Source organism: Paenibacillus shenyangensis (genome assembly GCF_000346635.1).
GTDB lineage: Bacteria > Bacillota > Bacilli > Paenibacillales > Paenibacillaceae > Saccharibacillus > Saccharibacillus dauci.
Genome location: NZ_AOIG01000003.1, coordinates 125,787 through 140,202, shown reverse-complemented (window position 1 = coordinate 140,202; position 14,416 = coordinate 125,787). Strand labels below are relative to the sequence as shown.

General features: G+C 46.6%; 8 protein-coding genes and 1 riboswitch. Of the genes, 7 read left to right on the top strand and 1 reads right to left on the bottom strand.

Going from position 1 to position 14,416, the window contains the following annotated elements:
- The first annotated feature begins 311 nt into the window (after nucleotides 1-311).
- Complete coding sequence (locus H065_RS24985) at nucleotides 312-3,512, top strand: HAD-IA family hydrolase (RefSeq protein ID WP_017811339.1); 3,201 nt, start codon at nucleotides 312-314, stop codon at nucleotides 3,510-3,512.
- A gap of 198 nt (nucleotides 3,513-3,710) precedes the next feature.
- On the opposite strand, the gene corA is transcribed toward H065_RS24985, so the two are convergent.
- The gene (gene corA, locus H065_RS0102020) at nucleotides 3,711-4,646 is read right to left on the bottom strand and encodes a magnesium/cobalt transporter CorA (protein ID WP_017811338.1); all 936 of its coding nucleotides are present in this window, start codon (nucleotides 4,644-4,646) and stop codon (nucleotides 3,711-3,713) included.
- Nucleotides 4,647-5,125: 479 nt separating this feature from the next.
- Nucleotides 5,126-5,262, top strand: a riboswitch (SAM riboswitch).
- 151 nt (nucleotides 5,263-5,413) lie between these two features.
- On the opposite strand from corA, the gene metA reads away from it, so the two are divergent.
- From metA to thrS, 6 genes are all read left to right on the top strand, one after another.
- Nucleotides 5,414-6,355, top strand: coding sequence for a homoserine O-acetyltransferase MetA (gene metA / locus H065_RS0102010; protein WP_017811336.1), 942 nt, complete (start codon nucleotides 5,414-5,416; stop codon nucleotides 6,353-6,355).
- Nucleotides 6,356-6,520: 165 nt separating this feature from the next.
- The gene (locus H065_RS0102005; protein WP_017811335.1) at nucleotides 6,521-7,711 is read left to right on the top strand and encodes a PLP-dependent transferase; all 1,191 of its coding nucleotides are present in this window, start codon (nucleotides 6,521-6,523) and stop codon (nucleotides 7,709-7,711) included.
- 4 nt (nucleotides 7,712-7,715) lie between these two features.
- On the top strand, nucleotides 7,716-8,933 hold the full coding sequence (locus H065_RS0102000) for an aminotransferase class I/II-fold pyridoxal phosphate-dependent enzyme (RefSeq protein ID WP_017811334.1): 1,218 nt from the start codon (nucleotides 7,716-7,718) through the stop codon (nucleotides 8,931-8,933).
- Between the two features lie 278 nt (nucleotides 8,934-9,211).
- Nucleotides 9,212-10,009 carry a meso-2,3-butanediol dehydrogenase gene (budC, locus tag H065_RS0101995; protein ID WP_017811333.1) on the top strand — a complete coding sequence of 266 codons (798 nt, stop codon included), beginning with the start codon at nucleotides 9,212-9,214 and terminating at the stop codon, nucleotides 10,007-10,009.
- A 517-nt stretch (nucleotides 10,010-10,526) separates the two neighbouring features.
- Nucleotides 10,527-11,663 (top strand): cyclic dehypoxanthinyl futalosine synthase, encoded by a 1,137-nt coding sequence (mqnC, locus tag H065_RS0101990; protein ID WP_017811332.1) that lies wholly within the window; start codon nucleotides 10,527-10,529, stop codon nucleotides 11,661-11,663.
- Between the two features lie 760 nt (nucleotides 11,664-12,423).
- Nucleotides 12,424-14,364 (top strand): threonine--tRNA ligase, encoded by a 1,941-nt coding sequence (thrS, locus tag H065_RS0101985; protein WP_017811331.1) that lies wholly within the window; start codon nucleotides 12,424-12,426, stop codon nucleotides 14,362-14,364.
- Nucleotides 14,365-14,416 lie beyond the last annotated feature (52 nt).

Here is a 14,416-nt window from a genome sequence, read left to right as displayed (position 1 = left end):
TGTGATCTTATTCTGATGCTTGTAAACAGCAAGGTCCCTTTCTATAATCTTAAGTAGAAAGGGACCTTTGTTATATCCGGAATTGTAGTTTATTGCATTTTTGGTCACCGTTTTATTCGGGTTATTCAAATTTATTTTGCTTTAATTTTTTTGTAAGAGCTTTCATGGTTGAAATATGGTTAATTATTTCAAGGGTATGTTTATGCAATTGAATTAGGTACGCACCTGTAGACAGCAATGGCAGTTATGACATTACTATTAGAAGCAGCATAATCTGAAGCAGCATTTCAAATCAGAAAGGAGCCAGCGGAATGAGAGAAGGAACAACGATCTATGAAATAGAACCGTGGACGATTCGAGAAACTTTATATAATCCGCAGTATAACCGCCGCAGTGAGACAGTCTTTACCGTAGCCAACGGCTATATCGGGATGAGAGGCCACTTTGAGGAAGGTATGGATGTACCGGAAGTGGATGCACTAAATGGTACATATCTGAATGGATTTTATGATTCGGCAGATATCACGTATGGTGAGGAGGCCTATGGTTATGCGCGCAAGCGGCAGACGATGCTGAATGTGACAGACAGCAAGATTATCGAGCTCTGGATCGAGGGAGAACGCTTCAATCTGCTTGCCGGACGGTTGATTGATTATGAACGTACTCTGGACATGCAGACCGGTATACTTACCCGCCAGATCACTTGGGAAAGTGGTACAGGTAAATGTATTTCGATCCGGATCGAACGCTTGGTGTCTTTTGCCAACAAGCATGTAGCAATGATTCGCTACACGGTGAAGCCGCTTAATTTCTCGGGAGAAATCACTCTCGTCTCTGCACTGAACGGCGAAGTGCACAATGAAATCTCCGAAGGCGATCCACGTGCCGGAGCCGCTTTTAAAGGGCAGGTACTGAATACGATTGGCAAGCATGAGGAAGGTACCCGTATAGCACTGGAGCAGCAAACCTCCGAGACGGAATTCCACCTCTGGTGCGCTGCCGATCATCGGGCGAACCGCAAATACAAGCTAAAAAGCGAACAGCAGGAACAGCGCCTGGAGAAACATTTTACCTTTAATCTCAAGCAGGATACCGAGGCTGTACTGGAAAAGGGGATTGTCTATTACACCTCCAAAGACTACGAGATTGAACATCTGCCTATTCTGGCAGAATCCACGCTCAAGGATGTCATGAAAGATGGATTCAAAGCGCTGGCTGATCTGCAAAAGCAGCGTCTGGATGAATTCTGGGAAACCGCCGATATTCAGGTCGAAGGCGACGAAAAACTGCAACAGGGACTGCGTTTCAATGCCTTTCATCTGTTCCAGTCTGTAGGCCGTGATGGACGTACCAATATCGGTGCCAAAGGGATTACCGGGGAAGGTTATGAAGGTCACTATTTCTGGGATACCGAGACGTATATTATGCCGTTCTTCCTGTACACACAGCCGGATCTGGCACATCAGCTTCTGGAATTCCGTTATCATACTTTGCCCAAGGCGAGAGAGCGTGCTGTCGAGATGGCAGGATCGGGTGCCCTCTATCCATGGCGTACAATCGGCGGGGAAGAAGTATCTGCTTACTATCCGGGCGGAACTGCGCAGTATCATATTAATGCCGATGTAGCCCATGCGGTTATTCAGTATACAGAAGCGCTGGACGATCAGGAATTCCTGCGAACCAAGGGACTTGAGATGCTGGTAGAGACCTGCCGGTTCTTCATGTCTGCAGGGGACTGGATTCCGGGTAAAGGCTTCTGTATCAACGGAGTAACCGGACCGGATGAATATACCGCAATGGTCAATAACAATACCTATACGAACATGATGGTTAAGGATCAGCTGGAATTCACTGCCCGTGAACTTAAAAGATGGTATGATACCGATCCCAACTCCTATGAAGCGATGATCTTTAGCCCGATGGGACTTACCAATGAAGAGATCGATGTATGGGAACGAGCAGCAGATTCTATGTATATTCATCGTCAGAGTGGTCTGATCGGACAAGATGATTCCTTCCTGGATAAAGGGATCTGGGATTTTGAAAATACACCGGCAGAGAAATATCCGCTGCTGCTGCATTTTCACCCGCTCGTTATTTACCGCCATCAGGTACTCAAACAGGCCGATCTGATTCTGGCGATGTATATGCTGGGACATCGGTTTACCAAAATGGAAAAGGTACGGAACTATGCGTATTACGAGCCGCTGACCACACATGACTCTTCCCTGTCTGCTGCGATCCATGCGATTATGGCTGCAGAGCTTGGAACAATGGACCCTGCTTATGATTTCTTTATCCAGTCGGCGCGTATGGATCTGGATGATTTCCATAACAATGTCAAAGACGGTATTCACGCCGCTTCCATGGCAGGCAGCTGGCTGACCATTGTTGGCGGATTTGCAGGTATGCGTCAATATGCAGGCAAGCTTCATTTTGAACCGAAGCTGCCACCAGGCTGGACACGCTACAGCTTCCGCGTACAGTTCCAGAAGCGTCTGCTGGAGATTACAATTGAGGACAATCTGACCACGTATCGACTGGTACGCGGTGAACCTATAATCGTCACCCATTATGGACATGAACGACTGGTCGCTCTGACCCAGCCGCTGATCATGAAGAATCGCGCGCTGCAGGCTGTTATTTTCGGTCTGGAGGGTGTACTGATGCCGCTGCCGGAGAAGCAGGATATTTACTTTGGCGGTACACCTGCGCAGCTGCCTCCATTAACTTATGTACCAGAAGAGCCTCCTACAGTGGAAATGGATGAGAATGGAGTACTTGGCAGCGCAGGCAGCCCATCATCAGAAGGCAATGGCAAGCCGGACCATTCGGTTACAGAACCGTCAGCTCCATCTACGGTAGATGGCGAAGCGGATAGCAGCACAGGTACCGAAGCCGCAGGTACTTCGGCTGATACTGAGAAAGCATCGTCTGATGGACAAAACAACACATCCAAATCCAAAGACAGCACATCACCTGCCCAGTCGGAACCGGCTCAAGATGCATCAGCTGTTCAGAGCAATGATGGGGAAGATACTATCATGGATAACCAGCCGTCACCGGAATGGGATCCTTCGGTACTGAGTAATCCTTTGTCTCATGAATATATTTATCGTGAATATCTAATGCCCGGCTCCATTGAACTGCTGCAGCAGCTCAAAGAGCAGGATGTAACGGTACTGCTCGCGACAGATCGGCCGGATGCCAAGGAAATTATGGAACGTCTTGGTATTATTGATTATTTTGCATCGATTATTCAGGCGCAGGATATTGAACATCCGAAGCCCGATCCGGAAGTGTTCGTGCTTGCGGCAGAATCGGTCAATGTACACCCTTATCATTGTATGGTTATCGAGGATTCCGCAGATTGCCTGCGTTCTGTGCGTGAAGTCGGCATGAAGACGATTGGTGTCAATATCCAGCACGTTGTGGATCATGCGCACTTTACCGTAGCCAGCCTGACTCACCTGAATGCAGAGACTATGAAAAGATGGATGGAGATTCCTTGATCACTGGTCTATGTTAGAGTGTTCATAGTGAAAACATGCTAATAAAGTCTAGCAGGCTATCTAACCCATCTGGAACAGAATGGTAGCCGCCGTGAACAGATAATTTGCTTGAATCAGATGAACCGTAACCTATTGCAAGACACAAAAAAAGCTGTCCCGATCCCTGTTTACAAGCAGGGCAGGACAGCTTTATTCATTTCAGATCCAGTCTTTTTTGCGGAAAGTGAAGAACATGGTCAGACCGAGAATAATCATAATACCAATTACCATCGGATAACCAAAATGCCACTTCAATTCCGGCATATATTCAAAGTTCATTCCGTAGATACCGGTAATTACGGTCAGCGGCATAAATATAGTCGTAATCGCGGTAAATACGCGCATAATTTCATTCGCACGATTGGCGATACTGGACTGGTAGGCTTCACGTAAGTTACCCATCAGATCGCGGAATGTGTCAAACATCTCGGAGACTTTGACCGCATTCTCGTACACGTCACTGAAGTATTTTTGAAGCTGGTCATCGATCAGACGCAGATCTTTTTTATTCAGTGTATTGATAACTTCGCGCTGAGGACCAAGTACACGCTTAAGCCAGAGAATCTCGCCGCGCAGACCGATAATTTCGTTCAGATGCGACTTTTTGGTATTCATCAGGATATTTTCTTCCAGACGTTCAATCTGGTCTTCGATTCGGTCACCGACCGTAAAATAGTTATCCACTACCAGATCGACCAGCAAATACATGAATTTGTCGGGACGACTTACTTCCTCTTCCCACAGAATCGGCTTGAGCGTCCGTAGTTCACTTATTTTCTGACGGGTCACTGTGATGATAAAATGACGTCCCAGGAAAATATTCAATGCACGCAGGAAAATCTCTTCATCGTCAAAACGAATGCTGTTAACAACGATAAAATAATGGCTCTCGTAGATTTCAATTTTTGGACGCTGCTCTTCATCGCCCATCATATCCTCAACAGCCAGATCATGCAGCATAAACAGCGGTTGAAGCAGGATCAGGTCATCAAGACCAGCGTCAATCCAGTAAAATCCCTCTTCAGGAGCCACCAGCGCTTCATTAATATCTTCAATGAGTGTAAAGTTACCAGCATTCACGTGCCGAATTTTCATATTCCTCTACTCCTTTTTTGGTTAAAGTGAGCAGGAAAATACACGGCAATCATACATACTTATTTAAAGCTTCGCTTTATATGAAAAAAGTACCTTTTCAAACATGGCGCGCTCCTCTGGTATCGTATTGTCGTTCATTTCCTGCAGTTGTGACTTCCTGTACTGCCAGCTGGGCCTCGGGTCGCCTTCCATCTTGAAATTCACCTCTTTGGATTCAATTACTTTTATGAAAAACATGAAAATACGTCAAATACTTGTTAAGTATACCGTGGGGACAGCAGGCTTTCAAGCTTTAAAAACAATCATGCCTGATAACTTATTTATCGGCCCAACTTACCCTTGACGATAGGTGCAGAATTAGTATAAATTATGATATAAGTAATTCAGCGCTTGTCGAAATAAGCGCAGCTGGCTTTTCATAAAAAGCAGTTTATATGCAGCAACCATCTTATACTTATACCAATAATTGAATAAAGCGAATCTTATCAAGAGCAGGTGGAGGGACTAGCCCTATGAAGCCCGGCAACCGGCGGTCATATACCGTACGGTGCTAATTCTAGCAGAGATACAGGTACATCCTACGATGAAGTATCTGGTATCTGCTGACAGATGAGAGAGGCGCTTATAGACGTGGACTCCACGGATATGACCTTTCTCAGTATGCAAGACAGAGAAAGGTCTTTTTTGCATATATAGCGCTGTATTCTCCATCTTGCATGCACATCCATATCCATCCAACTTTCATTGACCCCAAGGAGTGAATTCACATGCCGATCAAAATCCCGGATAGCCTGCCCGCCAAAGAAGTACTGGCTGGAGAAAATATTTTCGTTATGGACGATTCCCATGCGTATCATCAGGATATTCGTCCACTCAAAATAGCACTACTTAATCTGATGCCGACCAAAGAAACGACCGAGACCCAGCTGCTGCGTCTGCTCGGTAACAGTCCGCTGCAAGTGGATATCTATCTGCTGCATACCGAATCGCATACGTCCAAAAATACATCTGCCGAATATCTGAACACCTTTTACAAAACGTTCCAGGAAGTACGTCATCTGCGCTTTGACGGTCTGATTGTAACCGGTGCACCGGTAGAAACACTGGACTTTGAAGATGTGAACTACTGGGAAGAAATCCAGGAAATCTTCAACTGGAGCAAAACGAATGTTACTTCGACCATGCATATCTGTTGGGCCTCGCAGGCGGGGCTTTATCATCATTTTGGCGTTCCCAAAGTGGATCTGCCAGAAAAATGCTTTGGCGTTTTCCCACATACGCTCAACAAAACCAATGTCAAACTGCTGCGCGGCTTTGACGAATTGTACTATGCACCGCATTCGCGCCATACCGAAGTGAGACATGAAGATATTGCCAAAGTGGAAGAGCTGGAGATTCTATCCGAATCCGAAGAAGCCGGTGTATACATCGTAGCTACCCGAGATGGCAAGCAGATCTTCGTCACGGGTCATTCCGAATACGATCCATTGTCCCTGAAATGGGAGTATGACCGTGATATCGCCAGAGGCATGGATATTGCTGTTCCCAAAAATTATTATCCAAATGACGACCCAACACGTACCCCGCCGTCCACCTGGCGTGCACATGCCAATTTGCTGTTTGCCAACTGGCTAAATTATTACGTATATCAGGAGACTCCATATGATCTGGGCAATGAGAAATCTGAAGTGGGGCAGTATTCCATTTAGATGCGAGCTTTTACCAGATTGGGAATGAAAAACGTACGATAGGTACCACTAAACTGGCAAATTATCATAACACTGTGCCCAGAAGTATAGCACTGTACCTGGCGCAACATTGATCATCCAAATCACCAACCTACAGCTCACATATCCCGGAGGAGGAAATTACGAATGACGGAACACAACGCAAAAAACGAATCCCTTAATATTGAAAGCCGGCTGGCACAGATTGGCTCTGTGCAGGAACCGGTAACCGGAGCGATTAACTTTCCGATCTATCAATCTACCGCTTTCCGTCATCCGGCACTGGGCAAGAGCACAGGCTTTGACTATATCCGTACGACGAATCCGACCAGAGCAGTATTGGAGCAGGCAGCCGCCGAACTGGAATCCGGTGATGCCGGCTTTGCCTGTAGCTCCGGTATGGCTGCGCTACAGACCATTTTCTCTCTGTTTGGACAGGGCGATCATCTGATCGTTTCCCTGGATCTGTATGGAGGAACTTACCGTCTGTTGGAGCGCATTTTGTCCAAGTTTGGCATTACTGCTTCTTATGTGGATACGAATGATCTGGAAGCGATGGAGCAGATTCGCCAGGAGAATACACGAGCGGTATTTATCGAGACGCCTACCAATCCGCTCATGATGATTACCGATATAGCTGCAGTAGCAGGCTGGGCCAAGCAACACAATCTGCTGACCGTCGTGGATAATACGCTGCTGTCTCCGTTTTTCCAGCGTCCGATCGAGCTGGGAGCGGATATCGTCATCCATAGTGCGACCAAATATCTGGGTGGTCATAATGATGTGCTGGCAGGCCTGATTATTACCAAAGGCAAGGAATTGTCCGAGGAAATGGCTTTTCTGCATAACTCGATCGGTGCCGTACTGTCACCAACCGATTCCTACCAGCTGATGCGCGGGATGAAGACACTCGCTCTGCGTATGGAGCGTCACGAGTATAATGCGACCGCGATAGCGACTCATTTGCAGCAGCATCCGCAGATTGCCCAGGTCTATTACCCTGCACTGCCGGATCATCCGGGTCATGAAGTACAGAATCGTCAATCCAGCGGTAATACCGGCATTTTCTCTTTTAAAGTAACTGATGCACGTTATGTAGAGCCGCTGCTGCGTCATATCAAGCTGATTGCTTTTGCCGAAAGTCTGGGCGGTGTGGAATCACTGATGACTTATCCGGCGATTCAGACACATGCTGATATTCCGCTGGAAATTCGTGATGCGATTGGTGTGGATGATCGTCTGCTGCGCTTCTCGGTAGGAATTGAGCATGTAGATGATCTGATTGCCGATCTGGATCATGCACTGGAAGCGGCACGACTTGAAGTAGAAGGGGCGTGAACAGATGACCAGCAATCAGGAACATAACAATCATCAGACCTCGGCTTCGGCGCGGCATACAGCTGTTCGAGGATCGCAGCAGGCGCGTGGACTGGATACCAAATTGATCCATTTTGGTGGCGAGATTGACCGGGCGACTGGAGCTTCCAGTGTGCCGATTTACCAGGCATCGACTTTTCATCAGGAAGATATACTGAATCCACCGCTGCATGATTACAGTCGTTCCGGCAATCCGACGCGTCAGGCGCTGGAAGATTATATTGCCCTGCTGGAAGGTGGAACCGATGGATTTGCTTTTGCTTCGGGGATGGCAGCGATCTCGACCGCATTTTTCCTGCTGTCGGCGGGTGAGCATGTCATTGTCACCGAAGATGTATATGGCGGTACGTATCGTCTGCTGACAACGATTCTGAACCGGATGAATATCGAGATTTCCTTTGTCGACATGACCAATCTGGAACAGGTCAAAGGAGCACTGCGTCCCAATACGCGTGCTGTGTATATGGAGACGCCTTCCAATCCGACATTGAAAATTACCGATATTCATGCAGTGACCGAATGGGCGAGAGAGCATCATCTGCTCACCCTGCTGGATAATACGTTTATGACTCCTTATTATCAGCGGCCGATCGAACTGGGTGTCGATATTGTACTGCACAGTGCGACCAAGTTCCTCGGCGGTCATAGTGATGTGCTCGCCGGTCTGGCAGTAACGCGTACCGAACAGCTGGGCAAGCAGCTTAAGCAGCTGCAGAACAGCTTTGGCAGCGTGCTGGGTCCGCAGGATTGCTGGCTGCTCATGCGCGGGATGAAGACACTGGGTGCGAGAATGAACCATTCGGAGAAAAGTACCGCCAAATTGGCAGAATGGCTGAGTGGACGCAGTGATATCCAGCGTATCTATTATCCAGGTCTGCCGGAACATCCGGGACATGAGATTCATGTGAGCCAATCAACAGGCTTTGGCTCGGTTATTTCTTTTGATGTGGGTTCGGGTGAACGTGCCAAGCAGGTGCTGGATCGTGTACAGCTGCCTCTGGTAGCGGTAAGTCTGGGAGCAGTAGAGAGTATTCTTTCCTATCCGCCGACGATGTCCCATGCAGCGATGGGTGCAGGTGTCCGGGCAGAGCGCGGTATTACCGATGGGCTGCTGCGTCTGTCCGTTGGACTTGAGGATGTAGAGGATCTGATCGCTGATCTGGAGCAGGCGCTGGGTAATTAGAATGCAGTATATAGCAGTATATAAATGAAGAAACGGATTAGAAAAAATGTATCAAAAGTGCTCTTGCCTGAGGGTAAGAGTGCTTTTTCATTTGCCTGACAGTACGGGGCCTCTTTTGGGACCAGATACATCCATTTTGTAAAGCCAAGTACGGTCTATGCTTCCTTTCACTAAATGTTCAAATTTCATGTATCCGTTCTCATCGTTTATATTCCATTTCAGCGGGTAATGACCCTACGTGAGAACGTCGAATTTATACACATCTGGAGGGAATGCATATGACACAGAACAAATATCCTTTTGACGGCTCGATTGTATTGATTACCGGTGCAAGCACAGGAATTGGACGTGCTGTAGCTACTGCCTTTTTGCAAAATGGAGCGAATGTCGTACTGGCGGCACGCAGTGAAGATAAAATGAAAGAAATTGTGGAAGGCTACGCTGATAATCGTTATCTCATCGTACCTACCGATGTGCGCAAACGTACTGAAGTGGATGCGCTGGTGCAGCAGACCGTAGATCGTTTTGGCAAGCTGGATGTGGTGATCAGCAACGCCGGTGTATCCGTAGCAGGTCCGATTGAAGAATTGACTGATGAAGACTGGGAAAATATGCGCACAACGAACGTAGACTCCCAGGTTTATCTGGCACGTGCAGTCGTACCTCATCTGGAAAAATCCAAAGGTTCGATTATTGCGACTTCTTCCGTATCGGGTCTTGCAGGTGACTGGCCGCACCCTGCATACAATGCCACCAAAGGAGCGATCAGCCTGTTCGTTCAGTCACTGGCATTGCAGCTCGGGGAAAAAGGAATACGCGTCAATGCGATTGCCCCTGCCTTTACCGTCACCGAGATGACCAAGCCAATGATGGAAGAAGGCGGACAAGAACTGGTTGAGAAATTCAAATCACGTGTACCGCTGCAGCGAATCGCTGATGCCGAAGATGTAGCACCTGCTTATCTGTTCCTGGCCAGCCCGGATGCCCAGTATATTACAGGTGTGATCCTGCCAGTTGATGGCGGTACGATTGCTTCGAACGGACAAGGCAACTCACCACGCGAGTTTGGCAATTAATGTTGGATTTGCGATAGGATAAATTGCAGTTAGCTTCCCGTTTGAATATATCACCTGTATAGAGGATGGATACGAGAAGGTGCTAATGAATCCATTGGTTCGGATGAATAATTGTTTTCTTATTTAAAAATGATCTGATTTGTTGATTATATACGTATCACAGGGAGACGCCTTGTATTATGCAGGCGTTTCCCTTTTTATATGATTGGATACAGCACAGGATACTAAAGTGAATAGTTGGCTTTTTATAAGGAAGAGGTAATGGAAAAGCTTCCGGTACACTTCCGTAATAGCATGCGGAAATTGTAACTTTATCGCAAAAAATCACCAGACTGTCATTTCCATCCCTGTTTTTCAAATGTGAAATATGTTACGATAATACATGTCGCTATTGAAATTATTTTAATTTTTAGATATGACAGATATATGACATTACTGGAATATGAATTAAACAACATCTAATTTACTTTTCGACATCATACCTTGATGCCTGAAATAGGTTATAGGAGGCTATAATATGAATACAGTAGATCGTATCCTGGAAAAAGCCCTGCAAGGTGGACGTCTGGACCTGGAAGATACTATTGCACTATATGAATCCGATCAGATTGAGAAAATGGGCCATGTGGCGAATCAGATGATGATCCGCAAAAATCCGGACCCTATTACCACTTTCGTTATCGGACGCAACGTCAATTACACCAATGTATGCGACGTATTTTGTCGTTTCTGTGCGTTTTACCGTCGTCCCGGTTCGGCAGAAGGTTATGTACTATCTGACGAAGTTATCCTGCAAAAAATTCAGGAAACCGAAGATGTAGGCGGAACAGAAATTCTGATGCAGGGCGGAGTAAACCCTGAATTGCCGTTCGAATATTATCTGGATATTCTGCGCAAAATCAAGCAGCACTTCCCGAATATTACAATGCATTCTTTCTCCCCGGCGGAGATTATGAAAATGCAGTTGCTGTCCGGTATGTCGATGGAAGACACCATTCGTGCGATTCATGAAGCAGGTCTGGATTCCCTGCCAGGTGGTGGCGGTGAGATTCTGGATGACCGCACACGCCGCAAAATCAGCCGTCTCAAAGGCTCTTGGCGCGACTGGATGGACGTGATGCAGACAGCACACAAAGTGGGTATGAATACGACAGCAACCATGGTTATCGGATTCGGTGAGTCGATGGAAGAGCGTGCGCTGCACTTGCTGCGTGTCCGCGAAGCCCAGGATGAATGTATCCAGAATGGCTATGATTCCGAAGGCTTCCTGGCATTTATCTCCTGGACATTCCAGCCGGATAATACCAATATGAAAGCAGAGAAACAAACGCCGGAGCAGTATCTCAAGAATGTAGCGATCAGCCGCATCGTGCTGGACAACATCAAGCATTTCCAATCTTCATGGGTAACCATGGGACCGGAAGTGGGCAAAATGTCCCTGCAATATGGCTGTGATGACTTCGGCAGCACGATGATGGAAGAGAACGTCGTATCTGCTGCAGGTACTACCCATAAGGTTAATATCGAGCAGACCCTGGATATTATCCGCGCCGCTGGCAAGATTCCGGCACAGCGCGATACCAAGTACAACATCCTCAAAGTATTTGATGATGAGAGCTACAAAATCCAGCGCGACTTTATTATGCAAAACTAATCATTTTGCAAATGGCATTTTCCTAAAGAAAAATGATCTGTAGTCCTATAGAGGATTACAGATCATTTTATTGTATATTCAATTTCCTGATTAAGTCTGTATGTTATCAATTTGATTATAAATAAAATAGAATTTGAGGTGTATGATGGTGAGTAATAAACGGCTAATTATTCTTCTTCTTATTTTTGCTTTTATTTTTATAATCGTACCTGTTGTAGTATATTATTCGATTCAAGGTCATGGTCAGCCATAAATGTGTATACAAAGATAAGTTTTTTATTAAGTATGCTTTTTAAAAAGACCGACTCTAAGCGAAAGACCTCATTATTCACAGCAAATAGGGAGTACTGTACATATTTCATCCTTGACGGTTACACGTCACACTTTTATAATAATTGAAGCAAGCAACACCTTACACGATTTACATTCAAATATCTATGCAATGATAAAGACATGAGTTATAGCACTGTCCAGTTCAGAGAGAGGGAAATCATCACGCTGCAATTCCCTTCATCGGCATCTATACACTTACCACTTTTGAGCAATGATGTTGAACCCGGCATTTCCTGATATTCAGGTGTATCGGCAGTAAGCATGATCGGTTCATCTCCGTTAACAGATGCTAATGAAGGATTCTGTTGATCAGAGTCAAATCAGGGTGGAACCACGTGTGTATACTAACGCTCGTCCCTTTATAGGGATGAGTGTTTTTTGTTGTTTATACAGATTAAAGTGAGAACATCTAAGGAGGACATTTATTATGGCTATTGAAATCAAATTGCCTGACGGCTCGGTCCGTCAGTATGAAAAAGGAAACAATATCGGAGATGTCGCATCTTCTATCAGCAAAAGTCTGTTCAAAAACGCAGTGGCAGGCAAGCTCGACGGTATCGTCGTTGACCTGAACACTCCACTGCACAACGGTGCATTGGTTGAGATCGTGACCGCTGACAGCGCAGACGGCCTGGAAGTGATTCGTCACAGTACCGCCCATCTGACTGCACAGGCAGTCAAACGGCTGTTTGGCGCCAAGGAAGTCAAGCTGGGCGTAGGTCCGGTCATCGAAGACGGATTCTATTACGATATGGATCTGGAACATTCTCTGAATCCGGAAGATCTGCAAAAGATCGAAAAAGAAATGGAACGTATCGTTAACGAAAACCTGCCGATTACACGCCGCGAAGTAAGCCGCGCAGAAGCACTGAAAATCTTTGGCGAGTTGGAAGATCCATATAAAATTGAACTGATCGAAGCACTGCCAGAAGACAGCATCATTACCATCTATGATCAAGGCGAATTCTTCGACCTGTGCCGTGGTCCTCACGTACCGTCCACAGGCAAACTGAAAGTATTCAAACTGTTGAGCGTAGCAGGTGCTTACTGGCGTGGAGATAGCAAAAACAAAATGCTGCAGCGTATCTACGGAACAGCATTTAACAAAAAGCCGGAACTGGAACAGCATCTGCATTTCCTGGAAGAAGCAAAAAAACGCGATCACCGCAAGCTGGGTAAAGAGCTGGAAATGTTCACATTCTCGCCTCTGGTAGGACAAGGACTGCCAATCTGGCTGCCAAATGGTGCCAAGCTGCGTCGTACATTGGAGCGCTATATCGTCGATCTGGAAGAAAAATTGGGCTACAGCCACGTTTATACACCGGTACTGGGTAATGTCGAGCTGTACAAAACATCCGGTCACTGGGAGCACTACCAGGAAGATATGTTCCCGGTTATGTCCATGGACAATGAAGAACTGGTACTGCGTCCGATGAACTGTCCGCATCATATGATGGTATACAAGAGCGATCTGCGCAGCTATCGTGATCTGCCGATCCGTATCGCCGAGCTGGGGATGATGCACCGTTATGAAATGTCCGGTGCCCTGACAGGTCTGCATCGCGTACGTGCAATGACACTGAATGATGCGCATCTGTTCGTACGTCCGGATCAGATCAAGGATGAGTTTGCACGTGTTATTCAGCTGATCCAGCAGGTATACAAAGACTTTGGTATCGAAGAATACCGCTTCCGTCTGTCTTACCGTGATCCACAGGATACCGAGAAATATTTCCCGAACGACGAAATGTGGGAAATGTCCCAGCGTATGCTGCGTGAAGTTGTGGAAGAACTGGATCTGCCATTCTTCGAAGCTGAAGGCGAAGCCGCATTCTATGGTCCGAAGCTGGATGTACAGATTCGTACAGCATTGGGTAAAGAAGAGACACTGTCTACTGTACAGCTGGACTTCCTGCTGCCAGAGCGCTTTGAACTGGAATATATCGGTGATGATGGACAAAAACATCGTCCGGTCGTTATCCACCGCGGCGTAATCAGTACAATGGAGCGCTTTACTGCCTTCCTGCTGGAGAACTTTATCGGTGCGCTTCCACTGTGGTTGTCGCCGGTACAGGCCAAAGTGATCCCGGTATCGACTGCTTTTGATGATTATGCACGCAAAGTCGAAGATCAGCTGCGTCTGAGCGGTATTACCGTTGAAGCCGATCTGCGCAACGAGAAGCTGGGTTACAAAATTCGTGAAGCCCAACTGGAGAAAATCCCGTACATGTTCGTTATCGGTGAGAATGAGATGAATGCCAACAGCGTCTCGGTCCGTAAACGTGGCGAAGGCGATATCGGTACAATGTCTCTGGAAGAAGCATCCAAGCTGCTGAGCCAGCAAATCGCTGACCGCACTATTTTCTAATTCACACAGAACGCTTGATTATTAACGGCCTAAGCTGTAGTTCATTAACAGC

What these genes read in the sequence shown, in the direction of transcription:
- thrS (WP_017811331.1), top strand. Translation starts at nt 12,424, where the DNA reads ATGGCTATTGAAATCAAATTGCCTGACGGCTCGGTCCGTCAGTATGAA.
- H065_RS24985 (WP_017811339.1), top strand. Translation starts at nt 312, where the DNA reads ATGAGAGAAGGAACAACGATCTATGAAATAGAACCGTGGACGATTCGA.
- H065_RS0102000 (WP_017811334.1), top strand. Translation starts at nt 7,716, where the DNA reads ATGACCAGCAATCAGGAACATAACAATCATCAGACCTCGGCTTCGGCG.
- H065_RS0102005 (WP_017811335.1), top strand. Translation starts at nt 6,521, where the DNA reads ATGACGGAACACAACGCAAAAAACGAATCCCTTAATATTGAAAGCCGG.
- metA (WP_017811336.1), top strand. Translation starts at nt 5,414, where the DNA reads ATGCCGATCAAAATCCCGGATAGCCTGCCCGCCAAAGAAGTACTGGCT.
- budC (WP_017811333.1), top strand. Translation starts at nt 9,212, where the DNA reads ATGACACAGAACAAATATCCTTTTGACGGCTCGATTGTATTGATTACC.
- corA (WP_017811338.1), bottom strand. Translation starts at nt 4,646, where the DNA reads ATGAAAATTCGGCACGTGAATGCTGGTAACTTTACACTCATTGAAGAT.
- mqnC (WP_017811332.1), top strand. Translation starts at nt 10,527, where the DNA reads ATGAATACAGTAGATCGTATCCTGGAAAAAGCCCTGCAAGGTGGACGT.